The organism is Georgenia satyanarayanai, from assembly GCF_023715365.1.
GTDB lineage: Bacteria > Actinomycetota > Actinomycetes > Actinomycetales > Actinomycetaceae > Oceanitalea > Oceanitalea satyanarayanai_B.
The window spans coordinates 234692-252755 of sequence record NZ_JAMBNZ010000001.1; the positions used below are offsets into that span (position 1 = coordinate 234692).

18 protein-coding genes are annotated in these 18064 nt (G+C 73.1%); 9 read left to right on the top strand and 9 right to left on the bottom strand.

Annotated elements, in window-relative coordinates; translation table 11 throughout:
* Positions 1 to 6: 6 nt before the first annotated feature.
* Positions 7 to 639, bottom strand: coding sequence for an asparaginase domain-containing protein (locus tag M3148_RS01085; RefSeq protein ID WP_251303001.1), 633 nt, complete (start codon positions 637 to 639; stop codon positions 7 to 9).
* Here M3148_RS01085 and M3148_RS01090 point away from each other — a divergent pair.
* From M3148_RS01090 to M3148_RS01105, 4 genes are all read left to right on the top strand, one after another.
* Positions 569 to 841, top strand: coding sequence for a hypothetical protein (locus M3148_RS01090; RefSeq protein WP_251302798.1), 273 nt, complete (start codon positions 569 to 571; stop codon positions 839 to 841). The two genes, M3148_RS01085 and M3148_RS01090, sit on opposite strands and share 71 nt — an antisense overlap.
* A gap of 180 nt (positions 842 to 1021) precedes the next feature.
* Positions 1022 to 2815, top strand: coding sequence for a glycoside hydrolase family 13 protein (locus M3148_RS01095; RefSeq protein WP_440136881.1), 1794 nt, complete (start codon positions 1022 to 1024; stop codon positions 2813 to 2815).
* Between the two features lie 168 nt (positions 2816 to 2983).
* Positions 2984 to 3970, top strand: coding sequence for an ATP-binding cassette domain-containing protein (locus M3148_RS01100; protein ID WP_251302799.1), 987 nt, complete (start codon positions 2984 to 2986; stop codon positions 3968 to 3970).
* A complete protein-coding gene (locus M3148_RS01105) occupies positions 3967 to 4794 on the top strand; it encodes an ABC transporter permease (protein ID WP_251302800.1) in 828 nt (275 codons plus the stop codon). The genes M3148_RS01100 and M3148_RS01105 overlap by 4 nt, the downstream gene beginning before the upstream one ends.
* 90 nt (positions 4795 to 4884) lie before the next feature.
* Here M3148_RS01105 and dusB read toward each other — a convergent pair whose 3' ends face one another.
* The 3 genes from dusB to M3148_RS01120 all read right to left on the bottom strand — a co-directional run bounded on the left by dusB (position 4885) and on the right by M3148_RS01120 (position 8867).
* Positions 4885 to 6099, bottom strand: coding sequence for a tRNA dihydrouridine synthase DusB (gene dusB / locus M3148_RS01110; protein ID WP_308203194.1), 1215 nt, complete (start codon positions 6097 to 6099; stop codon positions 4885 to 4887).
* Between the two features lie 46 nt (positions 6100 to 6145).
* Complete coding sequence (locus M3148_RS01115) at positions 6146 to 7327, bottom strand: YibE/F family protein (RefSeq protein ID WP_251302801.1); 1182 nt, start codon at positions 7325 to 7327, stop codon at positions 6146 to 6148.
* 151 nt (positions 7328 to 7478) lie between these two features.
* Positions 7479 to 8867: a glycine--tRNA ligase gene (locus M3148_RS01120; protein WP_251302803.1), complete on the bottom strand. Its 1389-nt coding sequence runs from the start codon at positions 8865 to 8867 to the stop codon at positions 7479 to 7481.
* Between the two features lie 228 nt (positions 8868 to 9095).
* On the opposite strand from M3148_RS01120, the gene M3148_RS01125 reads away from it, so the two are divergent.
* Genes M3148_RS01125 through M3148_RS01145 form a run of 5 tightly spaced genes read left to right on the top strand, consistent with a single transcriptional unit; the run spans position 9096 to position 12648 of the window.
* Positions 9096 to 10064: a metal ABC transporter substrate-binding protein gene (locus tag M3148_RS01125; RefSeq protein WP_251302804.1), complete on the top strand. Its 969-nt coding sequence runs from the start codon at positions 9096 to 9098 to the stop codon at positions 10062 to 10064.
* 26 nt (positions 10065 to 10090) lie between these two features.
* Entirely contained in the window at positions 10091 to 10867 is a 777-nt protein-coding gene (locus M3148_RS01130) for a metal ABC transporter ATP-binding protein (RefSeq protein WP_251302805.1), read from the top strand.
* Positions 10864 to 11769 (top strand): metal ABC transporter permease, encoded by a 906-nt coding sequence (locus M3148_RS01135; protein WP_251302806.1) that lies wholly within the window; start codon positions 10864 to 10866, stop codon positions 11767 to 11769. Before M3148_RS01130 ends, M3148_RS01135 begins: the two co-directional genes overlap by 4 nt.
* 8 nt (positions 11770 to 11777) lie before the next feature.
* The gene (locus M3148_RS01140) at positions 11778 to 12167 is read left to right on the top strand and encodes a Fur family transcriptional regulator (RefSeq protein ID WP_251302807.1); all 390 of its coding nucleotides are present in this window, start codon (positions 11778 to 11780) and stop codon (positions 12165 to 12167) included.
* A complete protein-coding gene (locus M3148_RS01145; RefSeq protein WP_251302808.1) occupies positions 12160 to 12648 on the top strand; it encodes a DedA family protein in 489 nt (162 codons plus the stop codon). The genes M3148_RS01140 and M3148_RS01145 overlap by 8 nt, the downstream gene beginning before the upstream one ends.
* Before the next feature lie 92 nt (positions 12649 to 12740).
* Here the strand turns inward: M3148_RS01145 and M3148_RS01150 are convergent, their stop codons facing one another.
* The 5 genes from M3148_RS01150 to M3148_RS01170 form a co-directional block, all read right to left on the bottom strand.
* On the bottom strand, positions 12741 to 13520 hold the full coding sequence (locus M3148_RS01150) for an isoprenyl transferase (RefSeq protein ID WP_251302809.1): 780 nt from the start codon (positions 13518 to 13520) through the stop codon (positions 12741 to 12743).
* The gene (recO, locus tag M3148_RS01155; RefSeq protein WP_251302810.1) at positions 13517 to 14248 is read right to left on the bottom strand and encodes a DNA repair protein RecO; all 732 of its coding nucleotides are present in this window, start codon (positions 14246 to 14248) and stop codon (positions 13517 to 13519) included. Before recO ends, M3148_RS01150 begins: the two co-directional genes overlap by 4 nt.
* Before the next feature lie 165 nt (positions 14249 to 14413).
* Entirely contained in the window at positions 14414 to 15643 is a 1230-nt protein-coding gene (locus tag M3148_RS01160; RefSeq protein ID WP_251302811.1) for an MFS transporter, read from the bottom strand.
* Between the two features lie 89 nt (positions 15644 to 15732).
* Positions 15733 to 17490: a 2-isopropylmalate synthase gene (gene leuA, locus M3148_RS01165; protein ID WP_251302812.1), complete on the bottom strand. Its 1758-nt coding sequence runs from the start codon at positions 17488 to 17490 to the stop codon at positions 15733 to 15735.
* A gap of 164 nt (positions 17491 to 17654) precedes the next feature.
* Entirely contained in the window at positions 17655 to 18038 is a 384-nt protein-coding gene (locus tag M3148_RS01170) for a hypothetical protein (protein WP_251302813.1), read from the bottom strand.
* Between the last annotated feature and the right edge of the window lie 26 nt (positions 18039 to 18064).

Genomic DNA, 18064 nt, shown 5'->3' on the forward strand with positions numbered 1-18064 from the left:
TTGGCCTCAGTCCTCGGCGACCGCCCAGGTCGGGCGGCGGTGCAGCGCGTAGAGCGTGCCGCCCACGAGCACCGCGAGCGCTGCCGCGGTGAGGGCCGCCTGGACGGAGGCGCCGAGGGCCGGGAGACCGCGCCGCCACTGCCGCTGCTGACTGCCCCGGCCTCCGTCTCGTCCTCCGAGCCGGCCGGCTCCTCGCCTGGCACAGCCGCGGACGCGCGCCGGGGCCCGCTGGACGTGGACGCTCGCGCCGTCGATCCCGCCGAGCGCACCGAGCCCGGGGGTGACGAAAGTGTCGTTGCGGGTGGTGTTGCCCTTGGTGACGTCCCGCGCTGCGTGGATCTCGTCGCCCAGCATGAGCACCGTGCCGAAGCAGAAGGTCTTCTGGCTCGCGCCCAGCCGCACGGCCTGGAGCAGGTTGGCCGGGCCGTCGGCACCGATGACGCCGGCCTCCCCCGCCGTCTCCCCCGCCGCCCACGGGCGCAGGGCGCCGGTGAGGACCACCGGCTTGCGGTTCTGCATCGTGAGGTCGAGCCAGTAGGCGAACTCCTCCACCGTGTCGGTGCCGGTGGTGACGACGACGGCGTCGAACTCCTCCAACGCGAGCCCCACCGTCGCGGTGAGCTCGCGGTACTGCTCGATCGTGTACCCGCCGGACCCGGCGTTGCCGAACTGGAGGACGTCGACCCTCGCCGGCGATCGTGCCGCCGGTGGCGACGACCGTCACTCGCGGCAGGTCCTCGGCCGGGGCCGCGCCCGCCGCGGGCGCGAGCAGGACACCCACCGCGAGCGGGCGGAGGTGAGGGCGGTGACGGCACGCGCCCGTGGTGAGTCGTGTTCATGAGGCTCCTCGCGTGTGCGGCCGGGCGGGCGCCCGGTGGGCACACAGTCCCAACGACGTGTTTCGGGACCGTTGCACCTCCGCGTCGGCCACGTCTCGGCCTCGCGGACCGTTGGGCTCGGCTCGGGAGCGCGGGTAACGTACTTCGAACCCCCTCCACCCCGCCGAGAGATGGACGCGCCCGTGACCGCCAGCCCTCACCTGCCTCAGCCCCTGACCGGACAGGTCGTGCACCAGCCCACCGCCGACGCCGAGTGGTGGCGCACCGCGGTCATCTACCAGGTGTACCCGCGCTCCTTCGGGGACGCCGACGGCGACGGGATCGGTGACCTGCCCGGCGTCACCGAGCGGCTGGAGCACCTCGCCCGGCTGGGTGTCGACGCGGTGTGGCTCTCCCCCTTCTACCGCTCCCCGCAGAAGGACGCGGGCTACGACGTCGCCGACTACCGCGACGTCGACCCGCTCTTCGGGACGCTCGCCGACGCCGACGCGCTCATCGCCCGCGCGCACGAGCTGGGCCTGCGCGTCATCGTCGACCTCGTGCCCAACCACACCTCCGACCAGCACGCCTGGTTCCGCCAGGCGCTGGCCGACGGCCCCGGCTCGGCGGCCCGGGCCCGCTACATGTTCCGCGAGGGCGCCGGCGAGTACGGGGAGGAGCCGCCGAACAACTGGCAGTCGGTCTTCGGCGGCTCGGCGTGGACGCGCGTGAGCGAGCGGCCAGACGCCCCCGGCAGCAGCTGGGAGCGTGACGGGCAGTGGTACCTCCACCTGTTCGACAGCAGCCAGCCGGACCTCAACTGGGACCACCCCGAGGTCCACGAGGAGTTCTGCAGCATCCTGCGCTTCTGGCTCGACCGGGGCGTCGACGGCTTCCGGGTCGACGTCGCGCACGGCCTGGTCAAGGCAGCCGGGCTGCCGGACTGGGCCGGCCACGTCCGGATGGTCGAGGGGACCGACGTCGAGGAGGGGCTGGCCGCGGCTGAGGACGAGGTCCTCGTCCCCGACGCGAGCGACGACGTCGAGACCGGCCGCAGCCCGATGTTCGACCAGGACGGCGTCCACGAGATCTACCGCGAGTGGCGCGCTGTGCTCGACGAGTACGACGGCGACCGCATCCTCGTCGCCGAGGCCTGGGTGGAGCCGCTCGAGCGGCTCGCGCTCTACGTCCGCCCCGACGAGATGCACCAGGCCTTCAACTTCAACTTCCTCGTCACCCGCTGGGACGCCGCGGCGCTGCGCGCCTCGATCGCCGGCTCCTACGCCGCCAACGACGCCGTCGGCGCGCCCACGTCGTGGGTGCTGTCCAACCACGACGTCGTGCGGCACGCCTCGCGCCTGGGCCTGGCCGAGACCGGCAAGGGCCCCAACGGGATCGGCGCCGAGGACACCCAGCCCGACGCCGAGCTCGGCCTGCGCCGCGCCCGCGCCGCGTCTCTCCTCATGCTCGGCCTCGCCGGCAGCGCCTACGTCTACCAGGGGGAGGAGCTCGGGCTGCCCGAGCACACCACCCTGGACGACTCGCTGCGCCAGGACCCGGCGTGGTGGCGCACCGGCCACGCCGAGAAGGGCCGCGACGGCTGCCGCGTGCCGCTGCCGTGGCGCTCGGACGCCCCGGGCCTGGGCTTCTCCCCCACCGGGCGCACCTGGCTGCCCCAGCCCGAGTCCTGGGCCCCGCTCGCCCCTGACGTCCAGGAGCAGCAGGAGGACTCCACGCTGCACCTCTACCGGCAAGCGTTGGCCCTGCGCGCCGAGCACCGTCTCGGCGCCGGTGCGCTGGAGCTCGTGACGGCGGGTGAGGACGTCGTCGCCGTCCGCAACACCGGCGAGGACCGCCCCGCCGTCGTCGTCATGGCCAACCTCGGGACCGCGCCGCTCGCGCTGCCCGAGGGCCACGAGGTCCTCGTCGCCAGCGGCCCGCTCGCCGACGGCGCGCTGCCGACGGACACGACCGTCTGGCTGCGCGCCCAGGCCTGAGCCCGCGCGTCCCGCCGAGAGCCGGTCCCCCGTGCGGGGGCCGGCTCTCGCCGTTCCCATGCCCGAAAAGTCCGGTTCGCGTGTCGGTGCCCGGGCGTAATGTCGCCCCCAGCGATGACTTCCGGGTCCGGCACCGGTCCAACCGACCAACCACGCGAAGGAGCCACCATGGGAAACGGACCAGCTATCGAGGCCGAGGGCCTCGTCAAACGCTTCGGGGAGACGACCGCCGTCGACGGCGTCGACCTCACCGTCGAGCGCGGCACCGTCTTAGGCCTGCTCGGTCCCAACGGCGCCGGCAAGACGACGATCGTGCGGATGCTCGCCACCCTTCTCGTGCCGGACGCGGGCACGGCGCGCGTGCTGGGGCACGACATCCGCACGCAGGCGGACGCCGTGCGGACCGACGTCGGCCTCACCGGCCAGTACGCCTCGGTGGACGAGGACCTCACCGGCACCGAGAACCTCATCCTGCTCGCCCGCCTGTACGGCTTCTCCGCCGCCCGGGCCAAGCAGCGGGCCGCGGACCTGCTCGCCGCCTTCGACCTCGCTGACGCCGCGGGGAAGCAGGTCAAGAACTACTCCGGTGGCATGCACCGCCGCATCGACCTCGCCGCGAGCCTCGTCATGAGCCCGCGGGTGCTGTACCTCGACGAGCCGACCACGGGCCTGGACCCGCGGAGCCGCAACCAGGTGTGGGACATCATCCGGCTCCTCGTCGCCCAGGGCACCACGGTCCTGCTCACCACCCAGTACCTCGACGAGGCGGACCAGCTCGCCGACCGGATCGCCGTCATCGACCACGGCCGGCTCATCGCCGAGGGCACCGCACCGCAGCTCAAGGCATCCGTCGGCACGGGCACGGTGACGCTGCGGGTGGCCGAGCGCGCCGAGCGGCCCCGCGCCGTCGCCGTCCTCGACGACGTCCTCGGCACCCCCGTCACCGAGCTGCCCGACGGCCTGGGCCTCAGCGCCCGGGTGCCCGACCACGCCCCCGACTCCCCCGCCCGCGTGCTCGCCGCCCTCCACGCGGCGGGGGTCGCGGTGCCCGAGTTCTCCCTCGGCCAGCCCAGCCTGGACGAGGTCTTCCTCGCCCTCACCGGCAGCCCGGCCGAGGAGCCGGCCGAGCAGACGACAGCGGAGGCCACCTCATGAGATCCCTCGACATCGGTTCCAACACCGCCCTGCGCGAGGCCGTGGAGGTCCTCGACCGGCCCGGGCGCGCCTCGGCGGTGAGCTCGACGCTCACCTTCGCCCACCGGGCGCTGCTCAAGATCAAGCACGTCCCCGAGCAGCTCTTCGACGTCACGCTCACCCCGATCATCTTCACCCTGATGTTCACCTACCTCTTCGGTGGGGCGATCGCCGGGGACACCCGGACCTACCTGCAGTTCCTGCTGCCGGGGATCATGGTGCAGACGGTGCTCGTCGTCAGCGTGTACACCGGCTTCACGCTCAACACCGACATCACCAAGGGCGTCTTCGACCGCTTCCGCTCGCTGCCCATCTGGCGGCCCGCGCCGATCGTCGGGGCGCTGCTGGGGGACACGGTCCGGTACACCATCGCCTCGTGCGTCACGCTCGTGCTCGGGCTGCTGCTCGGCTTCCGCCCGGAGGGCGCGGTCGCGGGGGTGGTCCTGGCGCTGCTGCTCCTGCTCGTCTTCGCCTTCTCGCTCAGCTGGATCTTCACGATCCTCGGCCTGGTCATGCGCAGTCCCAACGCCGTCATGGGCGTGTCGATGCTCGTCCTCATGCCGCTGACCTTCGCGTCGAACATCTTCGTCGACCCGCGGACCATGCCCTCGGGGCTGCAGACCGTCGTCGAGCTCAACCCGGTGAGCCACCTCGTCACGGCGGTGCGCGGACTCATGGGCGGCGTGGCGACCTTCTCCGACGTCGGCTGGGTGCTCGTCGCCTCGGCCGCGCTCACCGCGGTCTTCGCGCCGATCACCATGCACATCTACCGCACGCGAGGCTGAGCAGCGCCACCCGCCCCACCCGCCGACAGCCGGATCCTCCGGGAGGAATCCGGCTGTCGGCGGGTGGGGCGGGTGGGGCAGGCGGGGGCGTCAGCCGCCGGAGATGGAGAGCTCGGCCTCGGTGAGGAGCCGGCGCAGCCGCTCGTCGATGTCCTGGCTCTCGAGCCAGGCCTCGGGCAGGTGCGGGACCTTCGGGGACCCGGCGCGGCCGCGGGGGCCCTCGGCGCCCTCGCCCGGGTAGGGCTGGGTGAGGTCGAGCGCGGCGAGTCGATCGTCGAGCTCGGCGAGGGTGCTCACCAGCCCGAGCTCGCGCCGGGCGTCCCCACCGACGACGTAGCCCTTGAGGTACCAGGCCATGTGCTTGCGCAGCTCGCGCAGCGCCTTGGTCTCGGATCCGAAGTGCTCGACCATGAGCTCGGCGTGCGTGCGGATGACGCCGGCGACCTCGGTGAGCCCCGGCTGCACCCGCAGCGGGGACCCGGCGAAGCAGGCGACGAGGTCGGTGAACAGCCACGGCCGCCCCTGGCAGCCGCGCCCGACGACGACGCCGTCGCAGCCGGTCTGGCGCACCATCTCCACGGCGTCCTCGGCGGACCAGATGTCCCCGTTGCCGAGCACCGGCACGCTGCGGACGGTTTCCTTGAGGCGCGCGATGCTCTCCCAGCGGGCCTCGCCGGAGTAGTGCTGGGCCGCGGTGCGGGCGTGGAGGGCGACGGCGGAGACCCCGGCCTGCTCGGCAATGCGGCCGGCGTCGAGGTAGGTGAGGTGCTCGTCGTCGATGCCTATGCGCATCTTGACCGTCACCGGGACCTCGCGGTCGCGGTGGCGCGAGCCCTCGCGCGCGGCGGCGACGGCGCCGGTGACGATGGCCTGGAAGAGGTCGCGCTTCCACGGCAGTGCCGCACCGCCGCCCTTGCGGGTGACCTTGGGAACGGGGCAGCCGAAGTTGAGGTCGACGTGGTCGGCGCGGTCCTCCTCGACGAGGAGGCGCACGGCCGCGGAGACCGTCGCCGGGTCGACGCCGTAGAGCTGGACGGAGCGGACCGGCTCGCGCGGGTCGGCGCTCACCATCCGCATCGTCTCCGGCGTGCGCTCGACCAGCGCCCGCGAGGTGACCATCTCGGTGACGTACAGGCCCGCCGGCGCGTGCTCGCCGGGACGGGCGGCGGCGCGCGCGTCCTCGTCGAGGGCGGCGAGGCCGGCCTCGCGGCACAGCCGACGGAAGGGCGGGTTGGTGACGCCGGCCATCGGGGCCAGCACTACCGGGCTGCCCACCGACACCGGGCCGATCTGGAGGGAGGTCACCCGGGCATTCTCCCAGGCCGAGGGGAGGCCGTCACCGTGGGTGACCTCACGCCCGGGCGGCGGGATCGGAGCGGGCGGCGCTCACGCGGACGAGGGCGGCGGCGATCGCCGTCGTCGCGGGGATGGCGAGGACGAGACCGACGGAGGAGACGAGCGTGCGCACGACCTCCTCGGCGAGCTCCCCCGCCATGAGCGTGTCGAGGAAGGCGCGGTCGTAGGAGGCGGCCATGAGCAGGACCGGCAGGGCGGTGCCGACGTAGGCGAAGGCGAGGGTGTAGACGGTCGAGGCGATGTGGTCGCGACCGATGCGCATGCCGCCCGTCCACAACCGGCGCCGGCCCATCGTGCCGTCCGCGCCGTGCAGCTCCCACACCGCCGAGGCCTGGGTGATCGTCACGTCGTTGAGCGCCCCGAGGCCGGCGATGACGATCCCGCACAGGAGGAGGTCCTGCAGCCGCAGCCCCGGGTAGGTGCCGAAGAGCATGAGGGAGGTCTCCGACGTCGTGCCGGTGAGGTTCGCCGCGCGGGTGCCCCACAGGGCCATCCCCGTCGTCACGGCGAGGCCGATGAAGGTGCCGAGCAGCGCCGTCGTCGTACGGATCGAGACGCCGTGGGCGAGGTAGACGGAGAAGAACATCATCGCGCTGCCACCGACGAGCGCGACGGCGAGCGGCGGCGCACCCGTCATGAGCGCGGGCAGGACGAACAGGACGACGACGGCGAGCGAGGCGCCCAGCCCCGCCATCGCTGCCAGGCCGCGCCACCGTGCCACGAGCAGGACGACGACGGCGTACAGGGCGGCCAACCACCCGATCGGCACCGACCGCTCGAAGTCCCAGAACACGTAGGGCACCCCCGAGCCGAGGGCCGCGGGCGTGAAGAGCAGCCGGATGCGGTCGCCCTCGTCGGTGCCGTTCTCGAGGATCTCCGGCGGCACCTGGACGGGGATGACCTGGCCCTCGCCCTGCCCGCTGAGCAGCTCGGCGCGGACCTCCGCACCCGGCGTGCCGGTCACCTCGACGACCCGCGCCGTCTCGATCGACATCCCCTCGGCGACGAGCGGCTGCGAGCCGACCGGCGTCTGCCCCGTGGGCCACAGCCACAGGAGCCCGGCGAGGGTCGCGAGGAGCAGCGGGACGACGATCGCGGCGAGCACGAGCCGGGCGCGGCGAGCCTGGTCGGGCGGCAGCTGCGCCGGCGTCCCGTCGAGCACGTGGGCGTGGGTCATCGGGGCGAACCTAACCGGGCCGCGGCACCGTCATGGGCGCGCCAGCCCGCGGAGGGGGCCAGAGGGAGATCGTGTCGCGAGACGTGAGATTGATCCGCCAGGTGGATCAATCTCACGTCTCGCGAGATCCCCCGCGGGAAACGCTGGGACGTCAGGCGCCGACGAGGCGCTCGGCGAGGTAGCTGCGGACCTGGCTGAGGGCCACGCGCTCCTGACCCATCGTGTCGCGGTCGCGGATCGTCACGGCCTGGTCCTCGAGGGTGTCGAAGTCCACCGTCACGCACAGCGGCGTGCCGATCTCGTCCTGGCGGCGGTAGCGACGGCCCACGGCGCCGGCGTCGTCGAAGTCGACGTTCCAGTACTGGCGCAGCTCGGTGGCGAGGTTGCGCGCCACCGGGGAGAGCTGCTCGTTGCGGGACAGCGGCAGCACCGCGGCCTTGACCGGCGCCAGGCGCGGGTCGAGCTTGAGCACGGTCCGCTTGTCGACCCCGCCCTTGGCGTTGGGGGCCTCGTCCTCGCTGTAGGCCTCGACGAGGAAGGCCATGAGCGAGCGGGTCAGGCCCGCGGAGGGCTCGATGACGTAGGGCACCCAGCGCTCGTTCTTGGCCTGGTCGAAGTAGGACAGGTCCTGGCCGGAGTGCTCGGTGTGGGTCTTGAGGTCGAAGTCGGTGCGGTTGGCGATGCCTTCGAGCTCACCCCACTCGCTGCCGGCGAAGCCGAAGCGGTACTCGATGTCGACGGTGCGCGTGGAGTAGTGGGAGAGCTTCTCCTGCGGGTGCTCGTAGTGGCGCAGGTTCTCGCGCTTGATGCCGAGGTTCGTGTACCACTCGGTGCGCGCGTCGATCCAGCGCTGGTGCCACTCCTCGTCCGTGCCCGGCTCGACGAAGAACTCCAGCTCCATCTGCTCGAACTCGCGGGTGCGGAAGATGAAGTTGCCCGGGGTGATCTCGTTGCGGAAGGACTTGCCGATCTGCGCGATGCCGAACGGGGGCTTCTTGCGGGAGGTCGTCATGACCTGGCCGAAGTTCACGAAGATGCCCTGGGCGGTCTCGGGGCGCAGGTAGTGCAGCCCGGACTCGTCCTCGACGGGGCCGAGGTAGGTCTTGAGCATCATGTTGAAGTCGCGCGGCTCGGTCCACTGACCACGGGTGCCGCAGCTCGGGCAGGAGATCTCGGCGAGGCCACCCTCGGGAGCGCGGCCCTTCTTCTCCTCGAACTCCTCCTCCATCTGGTCGGCGCGGAAGCGCTTGTGGCAGGAGAGGCACTCGGTGAGCGGGTCGGTGAACACCCCGACATGGCCGGAGGCGACCCACACCTGGCGGGGCAGGATGATCGAGGAGTCCAGCCCCACGACGTCCTCGCGCGACTGCACCACGGTGCGCCACCACTGGCGCTTGATGTTCTCCTTGAGCTCCACGCCGAGGGGCCCGTAGTCCCACGCGGACCGAGTACCGCCGTAGATCTCCCCGGAGGGGAAGACGAAGCCTCGCCGCTTCGCGAGGTTGATGACGGAATCCAGTCGGGAAGGCGCAGCGGCCACGTCAATCACTCCAAATGTCGTTGGTCCGCACCTGGCTGGTACGAACTGGGCAGACCCGCACCTGGCTGGCGCGAGCGTCGGACAGCCGCACCGCGGTGCGGACGTGGTGCCCGTCGGGCACCGACCAAACCTACCCCCGTGGGCGCACGGGCCGTGCCCACCACGAGGGACCGGCGCCGAGCGACGCCCAGTTGACAACGGTTCTCACCTGACTTGAGAATGAGTCTCATGACCCGAGCTCGCACCCTGTCCGCCCTCCTCGCCGTTCTCGCGCTCTCGGGGTGCGCGGCCTTCCAGGACCAGGGCAGCGGCGGCGGTACTACCACCGCAGCAGCATCGGCCGGCGGCAATGTCACGGTCCTCACCGGCGTCTACCCGCTGGAGTACCTCGCCAAGGAGATCGGCGGGGTCCGCGTCTCGGTCGGCTCGCTCACCCCGGCGAACGTCGATCCGCACACCCTGGAGCTGTCCCCGCGCACCGTCGCCGACATGGGGGCGGCCGGGCTCGTCGTCCACGTCTCAGGCTTTCAGGCCGCCGTCGACGACGCCGTCGCCGCCACCGGCGTGCGCGCCCTCGACGCCGCCGAGCACACCGAGCTCCTTCCCGCGGACGGCCACGACCACGGCCACGGCCACGACGAGCACGCCGAGGAGACCCACGACCACGCGGGCGAGGGCCTCGACCCGCATCTGTGGCTCGACCCCGTCCGGCTCGCCGAGGTCGGCACCGCGCTGGCCGAGGAGCTGGCGGACATCGACCCCGACGGCGCCTCGGCCTACCGGGCGAACGCCGAGCGCGTGACCGCCGAGCTCACCGAGCTCGACGCCGAGATCACCGCCGGCCTGGCCACCTGCGAGCGCGACACGATCGTCGTCGCCCACGAGGCCTACGGCTACCTCACCGACGCCCACGGGCTCCACCAGGAGGGCCTGTCCGGCATCGACCCGGACGCCGAGCCCTCCCCCGCCCGTCTCGCGGAGATCGCCGAGGTCGTCAGCGAGCACGACGTCGACACGGTCTTCGTCGAGTCCCTCCTCAGCCCCGCGGTGTCCGAGGCGCTGGCGCAGGACCTGGGGCTGCGCACCGCCGTCCTCGACCCGCTGGAGAACCAACGGGACAGAAGCGCCGACTACCTCGACGTCATGCGCGCGAACCTCGCCGCGCTGCAGCAGGCCCTCGGGTGCACCGCCGCGTGACCGGCGACGTGGCAGCATACGAACCCATGGCCCTGCCCGTGCGCGCCCGCAACCTCCACGTCACCCTGGGCGGTGCCCGCATCCTCCAGGGCGTGGACCTCGACGTCCGGAACGGGGAGATGGTCGCCCTCCTCGGCGCCAACGGCTCGGGCAAGTCCACCCTCGTCAAGGCGCTCCTGTCGGTCGTGCCCGTGAGCCGCGGCAGCGTGACGCTCTTCGGCACCGACGTCGCCGACCGTCGCCGCGTGCCGTGGCGCCGCGTGGGCTACGTCCCCCAGCGGGTGGGCGCGGCGTCCGGCACCCCGGCGACGGCGCTGGAGGTCGTGGCCTCCGGCCTGCTCGACAACCGCAGGCTGCGCCCGCCACGCGGCTGGCGCGGCCTCGCGATGTCCGCCCTGGACGAGGTGGGCCTGGCCGAGCGCGCGCACGAGACGGTCAGCGTCTTCTCCGGTGGCCAGCAGCAGCGCGTCCTCATCGCCCGCGCCCTCGTGCGCCGCCCCGAGCTCCTCGTCCTCGACGAGCCGCTCACCGGTATCGACCGCGACTCCCAGGAGTCCCTCGCCGCCACCCTCACCGGCCTGCGCGAGCGCGGGACGAGCGTCCTCGCCGTCCTCCACGAGCTCGGCTCTCTCGCCGGGCTGCTCGAGCGCGCCGTCGTCCTGCGCCACGGGCGCGTCGTCCACGACGGCCCACCGCCGCCCGCCGCCGCGGGCCACTGCGGCCCCGACCACGAGCACCACCACTCCCACGACGACGAGCAGATCGACCCGCACAACCCCGAGCTGCGGCTGGAGCTGTCATGACCGTCCTCCTCGACATGCTCGCCAGCCCGCTCATGCAGCGCGCGCTCATCGCCGCCGTCCTCGTCGGGCTCGTCGCCCCGGTCATGGGCACCTACCTCGTCCAGCGGCGCCTGTCCCTGCTGGGGGACGGGATCGGGCACATGGCCCTGACCGGCGTGGCGGTGGGCTGGCTCGTCGGTGGCGCACTCGGAGCGACCCCGCATGACGCGTTCGCCGTCCCGGGCGCCGTCGTCGCCTCGATCGTCGGCGCCGTCGTCATCGAGCTCGTCCGCGAGCGCGGACGCACGAGCGGTGACCTCGCCCTCGCGCTCCTCTTCTACGGCGGAATCGCCGGCGGCGTCCTGCTCATCGGTGTCGCCGGTGGCACCACCGCCAACCTCAACGGCTACCTCTTCGGCTCCATCGCCACCGTGACGCTCACCGACCTGTGGCTGACCATCGGGTTGGCGGTCTCGATCCTCGCCGTCGGGATCGGGCTGCGGCCGGCACTCTTCGCACTCTCCCACGACGAGGAGTTCGCGCGCGCCAGCGGCCTGCCGGTGCGGCTGCTCAACATCGTCGTCGCGGTGCTCGCGGCGCTCACGGTGTCGGTGGCGATGCGCGTCGTCGGGGTCCTGCTCGTCTCCGCGCTCATGATCGTCCCCGTGGCCACGGCCCAGCTCGTCACCCGGTCCTTCCGCGGGACGATGGCGGCTGCGATGGTCATCGGGCTGGCGGTCAGCGTCACGGGCCTGTCCGTCACCTACGTCTACCCGCTCTCCCCCGGGGCGACCATCGTCGTGCTGGCGATCGGGGTCTTCGGCGTAGTATCGCTGGCACGTCCGCTGCTCGGGCGCCGCAGCCCCGCGGCCGACCCGCACCCGGACGTCCAGGACGACGTCGAGCTTCGCGAGGCCTCATGAGACCCCGGATGACGCGGCAGCGCGCCGCGGTCAGCGACCTGCTCGAGCGCACCGACGACTTCCGCTCGGCCCAGCAGCTGCACGAGTCGCTGCGCGAGGCCGGCGACTCCGTGGGTCTGGCCACCGTCTACCGCACCCTCCAGGCGCTGGCCGAGGCCGGCGAGGTGGACGTCCTGCGCGCCGACGACGGCGAGGCCCTGTACCGCCGCTGCGAGAGCGTCAAGCACCACCACCACCTCGTGTGCCGCGAGTGCGGCACCACGGTGGAGATCAGCGGTGACGGCGTGGAGGCCTGGGCGGTGGAGATGGCCGCCCGGCACGGCTTCACGGCGATCGAGCACACCCTCGACCTTTTCGGGCTGTGCGCGCAGTGCTCCCGCCGGTCCGCCGGTGCCTGAGTTCCTCACCGGCTGGCCCTTCTGGTTGGTCTTCGCCTTCCTGTTTTCCGGCGCGATGCTGCGCGGCCAGGGCGTCTACTGGCTCGGGCGCCTGGTGACCGTCCAGGCGCTGCGCCACACGCACCCCACCGGCGGCTGGCGGCTGCGCGCCCACCGGACACTGAGCGGGCAGGGCGCCCAGCGGGGCGTCGAACTGGTCCGCCGCTGGGGGCTGGTCGCGGTCCCCGTCGCCTACCTCACCGTCGGGCTGCAGAGCATGGTGATGGCCGGCGCCGGGATCCTCCACGTGCCGTGGCCGCGCTTCACCCTCGCGCAGCTTCCCGGCGCCCTCGCGTGGGCCACGATCTACTCCACCGTCGGCTTCGCGGTGTGGAACGCGGCGCTGGCCGCGGCAGCGGGCTCCCCGGTGGGTATCGCTGTGCTCGCCGTGCTCGCGGCCGCGGTGGTCGCCGTCGTCATCCTCCGCCGCCGCCACCGCTGACACTTCCCCCGGGTGGTGGTCGCGAGCGGGTGGTGGTCGCGCCCCCGGCCGACGGGGCGGAATCCAGCTGTCGGCGGAGGGGTGGGGGCGGGTTACTCGGTCGTCGTGGCGTCGATGGCGCCGCCGTAGCGACGGTCGCGGGAGGCGTAGATCTCGACGGCGCGCCACAGGCTGCGGCGGTCGACGTCGGGCCAGTGCTCCTCGAGGAAGACCATCTCGGCGTAGGCGGCCTGCCACAGCATGAAGTTGGACGTGCGCTGCTCCCCGGAGGTGCGCAGGAAGAGGTCGACGTCGGGCAGCTCGGGCTCGTCGAGGTAGCGCGCGACGGTCCGTTCGGTGACCTTCTCGGGGTTGAGCCGCCCGGCGGCGACCTCGCGGGCGATCTGCTTGGCGGCGTCGGCGATCTCGGCGCGTCCGCCGTAGTTGACGCACATCGTCAGCGTGCACACGTCGTTGCCGGCGGTGAGCCGCTCGGCCTCCTCGAGCTCGGAGATCACCGAGCGCCACAGCCGCGGCCGGCGCCCGGCCCAGCGCACCCGCACGCCCCACTCGTGCATCTGGTCGCGCCGGCGGCGCAGGACGTCACGGTTGAAGCCCATGAGGAAGCGCACCTCCTCGGGGGAGCGCTTCCAGTTCTCGGTGGAGAAGGCGTAGGCCGAGACGTGGGTGACGCCGATCTCGATGGCGCCGGCCACGAGGTCGAGGAGGCTCGCCTCCCCCGCCTTGTGCCCCTCCACGCGCGGCAGCCCGCGCGCGTTGGCCCACCGCCCGTTGCCGTCCATGACGACGGCGACGTGCCCCGGCACGAAGCGGGCATCGACCACCGGCGGACGGGCGCCGGAGGGGTGCGGCGGGGGCGGCACCGGGCTCACACGCGCTCCACGTGACGCAGGGAGCGCAGCTGGCGCTCGAGGTGGTACTGGAGGTGGGCGGCGACGAGGCCGGAGGCCTCGTCCCGCTCGCGCTGGGCGGAGGACTCGGCGGCGGGCCAGTCCCCCGAGAGCAGCGCGCCGAGGAGCTCGAGGGTCTGCGGCGCGGGCGCGGAGGAGCCCGGCGGGCGGCAGCGGTCGCAGACCGCGCCCCCCTGGGCGACGTGGAAGGCGTGGTGCGGGCCGGGACGGCCGCACTGGGCGCAGTCGTCGAAGCTCGGCGCCCAGCCGGCGACGGCGAGGGAGCGCAGGAGGTAGGAGTCGAGGACCAGGCTCGCCGGGTGGCGGCGGGTGGCCAGCGCGTGGAGCGCGCCGACGAGCAGGAGGTACTGCTGCGGCGCGGGCTCCGCCTCCTCCTCGGTGAGCCGCTCGGCGGTCTCGACCATCGCCGTCGCCGTCGTGTACAGGGAGTAGTCCGAGCCGAGCGAGCGCCCGTAGGCGGCCTGGGACTCCACCTGGGTGATGATGTCGAGGCTGCGCCCGATGTGGAGCTGGACGTCGACGAGCGAGAAGGGCTCCAGGCGGGCCCCGAACTTCGAGCTCGTCCGGCGCACGCCCTTGGCCACCGCCCGGACCCGGCCGTGGGCGCGGGTGAGCAGGGTGATGATCCGGTCTGCCTCACCGAGCTTGTGGGTGCGCAGCACCACGGCCTCGTCCCGGTAGAGCTTCACCGGTCCATTGTCCCCCGCCCCGCGCCCCGGCAGCGACCCGGCTCGCCGGTCCGGCCGGCTCCCTCTGGGACGCACCTTTCGTCCGCCCGCGACCGGCGGGAGGTGCGTCCAGGCGCCCGGGTGTGCGTCCCAGGGGGGTGGCCGCGGTCCGCGGCCGGCGGTCACTCAGGCGGAGCGGTGGCGCTGGGCCATGACGGCGGCGCTCACGCCCGCGGCGCTGAAGGTGAGCACGGCCCCCAGGACGAGGAGCAGCGGTCCGGTCCACCCGCCGGTCGCGGAGCTGAGGGCGCCGACGACCGGGCCGGCGGAGGCCGCGGCCACGTAGCTGCCGGTCTGGACGCGGGCGGAGACCGTGGCCGCCTCGCGGTCGCTGCCGCTCGTCTGGGCGATGATCGACAGGATCGCGGTGAAGGCCCCGCCGTGGCCGATCGCGCCGAAGAGCGCCCAGAGGACGAAGGCGCCCGGCGCGAGGAGCAGGCCCACGGGCATGGCCACCCAGCTGACCGCGATGACGGCCATCGGGACCCACCCGGGCGTGCGGGCGGCCAGCAGCGGCACCCCGAGGGCACCGAGCACGGAGAAGAGCTGGAAGAGGGACGCGGCGGACCCGGCTGCTGCCGGGTCCAGGGCTTGCGTGTCCGTCAGCATGGTGGGCAGCCAGCCGGACAGTCCGTAGTAGGCGAAGGTCTGGCAGCCCAGGGCGAGGACGAGCAGCCAGGCGATGCGGCTGACCGACGGTGACACGCGCGTCGACGCGCCGCCGGAGCGGGCCGCCTGGTCCGCCTCCGCGACGGCGGCCGACCGGCGCGCGCGCAGGCGCACCCAGTAGAGCAGGCCGACGACGGCGAGCACGCCCCACAGCGCCAGCGCCCAGCGCCAGCCCACGGCGTCGGCCAGCGGCACGGTGCCCAGCGAGGTGAGGGTCCCGCCGATGTTGAGCGAGGCGGTGTACAGCCCGGTGACGGCGGCGGCCCGGTGATAGGGCACGTCACGGCGGATGATCACCGGGACGACGATGTTGCCGATCATGATCGCGGCGCCGATGACCACCGTCCCGAGGAACACGTTGGCCGTGCCCCCGGACGAGCGCACGATCGTGCCGGCGAGGATGCCGAGCAGGCAGGCGAGCACCGCGCCGTCCGGACCGACCCGGCGGATGAGCCGCGGCACGAGCGGCCCGGCGAGGGCGAAGCACAGGACCGGCAGGCTCGTCAGCAGACCCGCGGTCGTGGAGGACAGTCCGAGGTCCTCGCGCAGCAGCCCGAGGACGGGGGCGGGCGCGAGGATCGGCCCGCGGAGGTTGAGAGCGACGAGGACGACACCGACGACGACGGCCCACGGGACGACGCGACGGACCGTCGCGTCGGCACGAGCCGGGGAGGGGAGGGAGGCCATTTCTCCGATGCTAGGCCGACCGCCCAGAAACCCCGCCCTCGCCCGCCGCGCCCGGTGGGGCGCGGCGGGCGGAGGACGCCGCGGAGGGGCTAGCGGACCGCGCGGTTGACGGCGGAGACGATGGCCTGGAAGGACGCCGTCGTGATCGACGGGTCGATGCCCACGCCCCACAGCACCTGGCCGTCGACCTCGCACTCGACGTAGGCGGCGGCGGTCGCGTCCCCACCGGTCGACAGGGCGTGCTCGGCGTAGTCGAGGACGTTGACCTCGGCTCCGAGCTCGGTGAAGGCGTTGGTGAAGGCGTCGACCGGGCCGTTGCCCGTCGTCGTCAGCTGCCTGGAGACGCCGCCGTCGACGATCTCCATCGACAGGGTCGCGCCCTCCCCCTCACCGCCGGAGGTCAGCGTCGTGCCGCGCAGCGCGAAGCGGCCCCACGAGGCCAGGCCGGAGCCGGCCGGGGCGGGCAGGTACTCGTCGCAGAAGATGTCCCACAGGCGCTCGGCGCTGATCTCCCCGCCGTAGGCGTCGGTGACCTTCTGGACCACGCCGGAGAACTCGATCTGCAGGCGGCGCGGCAGGTCGAGGTTGCGGGTGCTGGCCAGCAGGTAGGCCACCCCGCCCTTGCCGGACTGGGAGTTGACGCGCACGACCGCCTCGTAGCTGCGGCCCACGTCCAGCGGGTCCACCGGCAGGTAGGGCACGTCCCACGGCACGGCGGTCGCGTCGCCGCCGGCAGCGGCGACGCGCTCCTCGCGGACCGTGAAGCCCTTCTTGATGGCGTCCTGGTGGGAGCCGGAGAAGGCGGTGTAGACGAGATCGCCGCCGTAGGGGTGGCGGGGGTGGACGTCCATCTGGGTGCACTGCTCGACGGTGCGCCGGATCCCGTCGATGTCGGAGAAGTCGATCTGCGGGTCGATGCCCTGGCTGAAGAGGTTCATGCCCAGGGTGACGAGGTCCACGTTGCCCGTGCGCTCGCCCTGGCCGAAGAGGCAGCCCTCCACGCGGTCCGCGCCGGCCATGACCGCGAGCTCGGCGGAGGCGACGGCGGTGCCGCGGTCGTTGTGCGGGTGGACGGACAGCGCGACGAACTCCCGGCGGGAGAGGTTGCGGCTCATCCACTCGATCTGGTCGGCGTAGACGTTCGGGGTGGCGCGCTCGACCGTGGCGGGGAGGTTGAGGACGATCTCGCGGCCGGCGTCGGGCTGCCACACGTCCATGACCGCCTCGCACACCTCCAGGGCGTAGTCGATCTCGGTGTCGATGAAGATCTCGGGCGAGTACTCGTAGGAGAAGACTGCCTCGGGGGCGAGGACCTTCTCGGCGTAGGCCATGACCTCGCGGGTCCCGGCGACGGCGAGCTCCTTGGTGGCCTCTCGGCCGCCCCGGAAGACGATGTCCCGGAAGACCGGCGCCGTCGCGTTGTACAGGTGGACAGTGCCGCGGGCGGCGCCGACGAGGGAGTCGATCGTCCGCTGGATGAGCTCGGTGCGGGCCTGGGTGAGGACGGAGATCGTCACGTCCTCGGGGATCGCGCCGTCCTCGATGATCGAGCGGACGAAGTCGAAGTCCGTCTGGCTCGCGGCCGGGAAGCCGACCTCGATCTCCTTGTAGCCCATCGAGACGAGGAGGTCGAACATGCGGCGCTTGCGGGCCGGGTCCATCGGCTCGATGAGCGCCTGGTTGCCGTCACGCAGGTCCGTCGAGAGCCAGCGCGGCGCCTGGGTGATCCTGCGCGAGGGCCACTGGCGGTCCGGCAGGTCGATGCCGTTGACCTCGTGGAAGGGGCGGTACTTGCCGATCGGCATCCGCGAGGGCTGCTGGTCGTTGGAGAAGCTGCGGGTCTTCATCGTTCATCCACTTCGCTGTTGTCTGGTGCGCCGGGCACGAGAGACACCGCGACGAGGGGCCGGCTGCTAGAGGGCCTCGCCGCGGCAGCGAAGGAGGAGAAGACTCCTGACGTGGTGCACGCCACCGACTCTAGCGCACCCCGCCACGCGGCCCGGCCCGAGTCTCACCCGCCCGGCGGCGCGGGAGGAGCGCCCTGCCAGCCGGGCGGCGTCAGCGGAATCTCCTCGCGCGCCGCACGGGCGTCGACGTCACGGCTCAGCGCGAGGACCTGCGCCCGCGTCGCCGCGGCACGGCGGAAGACGTTCCTCGTCCGCCGGACGACGAGGCCGAGGAAGAGCACCCCGGCGAGCACGAACCACCAGGACATCGGGGTGACGGCCAGGCCGCCGAGCCCGAAGCCGAGGACTGCGATGGCGGCCCCGAGCGCCGACCACGTGCCGTAGATGCCCAGGGACACCGACCCGGGCCGGTGGTGGGCGTACACCTGCCGCGCGGCCAGGCGGAACTCCGCGACGGACGTCAGGGGGATGTCGTCCGGACTCGTCACGAACCTCGCGCGGCCGGCCGCGCCGG

Excerpts from the sequence above, each read along its gene's own strand:
- M3148_RS01115 (WP_251302801.1), bottom strand. The coding sequence starts at position 7,327 with ATGACCCACGCCCACGTGCTCGACGGGACGCCGGCGCAGCTGCCGCCC.
- M3148_RS01140 (WP_251302807.1), top strand. The coding sequence starts at position 11,778 with ATGACGCGGCAGCGCGCCGCGGTCAGCGACCTGCTCGAGCGCACCGAC.
- M3148_RS01105 (WP_251302800.1), top strand. The coding sequence starts at position 3,967 with ATGAGATCCCTCGACATCGGTTCCAACACCGCCCTGCGCGAGGCCGTG.
- M3148_RS01125 (WP_251302804.1), top strand. The coding sequence starts at position 9,096 with ATGACCCGAGCTCGCACCCTGTCCGCCCTCCTCGCCGTTCTCGCGCTC.
- M3148_RS01160 (WP_251302811.1), bottom strand. The coding sequence starts at position 15,643 with ATGGCCTCCCTCCCCTCCCCGGCTCGTGCCGACGCGACGGTCCGTCGC.
- M3148_RS01130 (WP_251302805.1), top strand. The coding sequence starts at position 10,091 with ATGGCCCTGCCCGTGCGCGCCCGCAACCTCCACGTCACCCTGGGCGGT.
- M3148_RS01135 (WP_251302806.1), top strand. The coding sequence starts at position 10,864 with ATGACCGTCCTCCTCGACATGCTCGCCAGCCCGCTCATGCAGCGCGCG.
- leuA (WP_251302812.1), bottom strand. The coding sequence starts at position 17,490 with ATGAAGACCCGCAGCTTCTCCAACGACCAGCAGCCCTCGCGGATGCCG.
- M3148_RS01100 (WP_251302799.1), top strand. The coding sequence starts at position 2,984 with ATGGGAAACGGACCAGCTATCGAGGCCGAGGGCCTCGTCAAACGCTTC.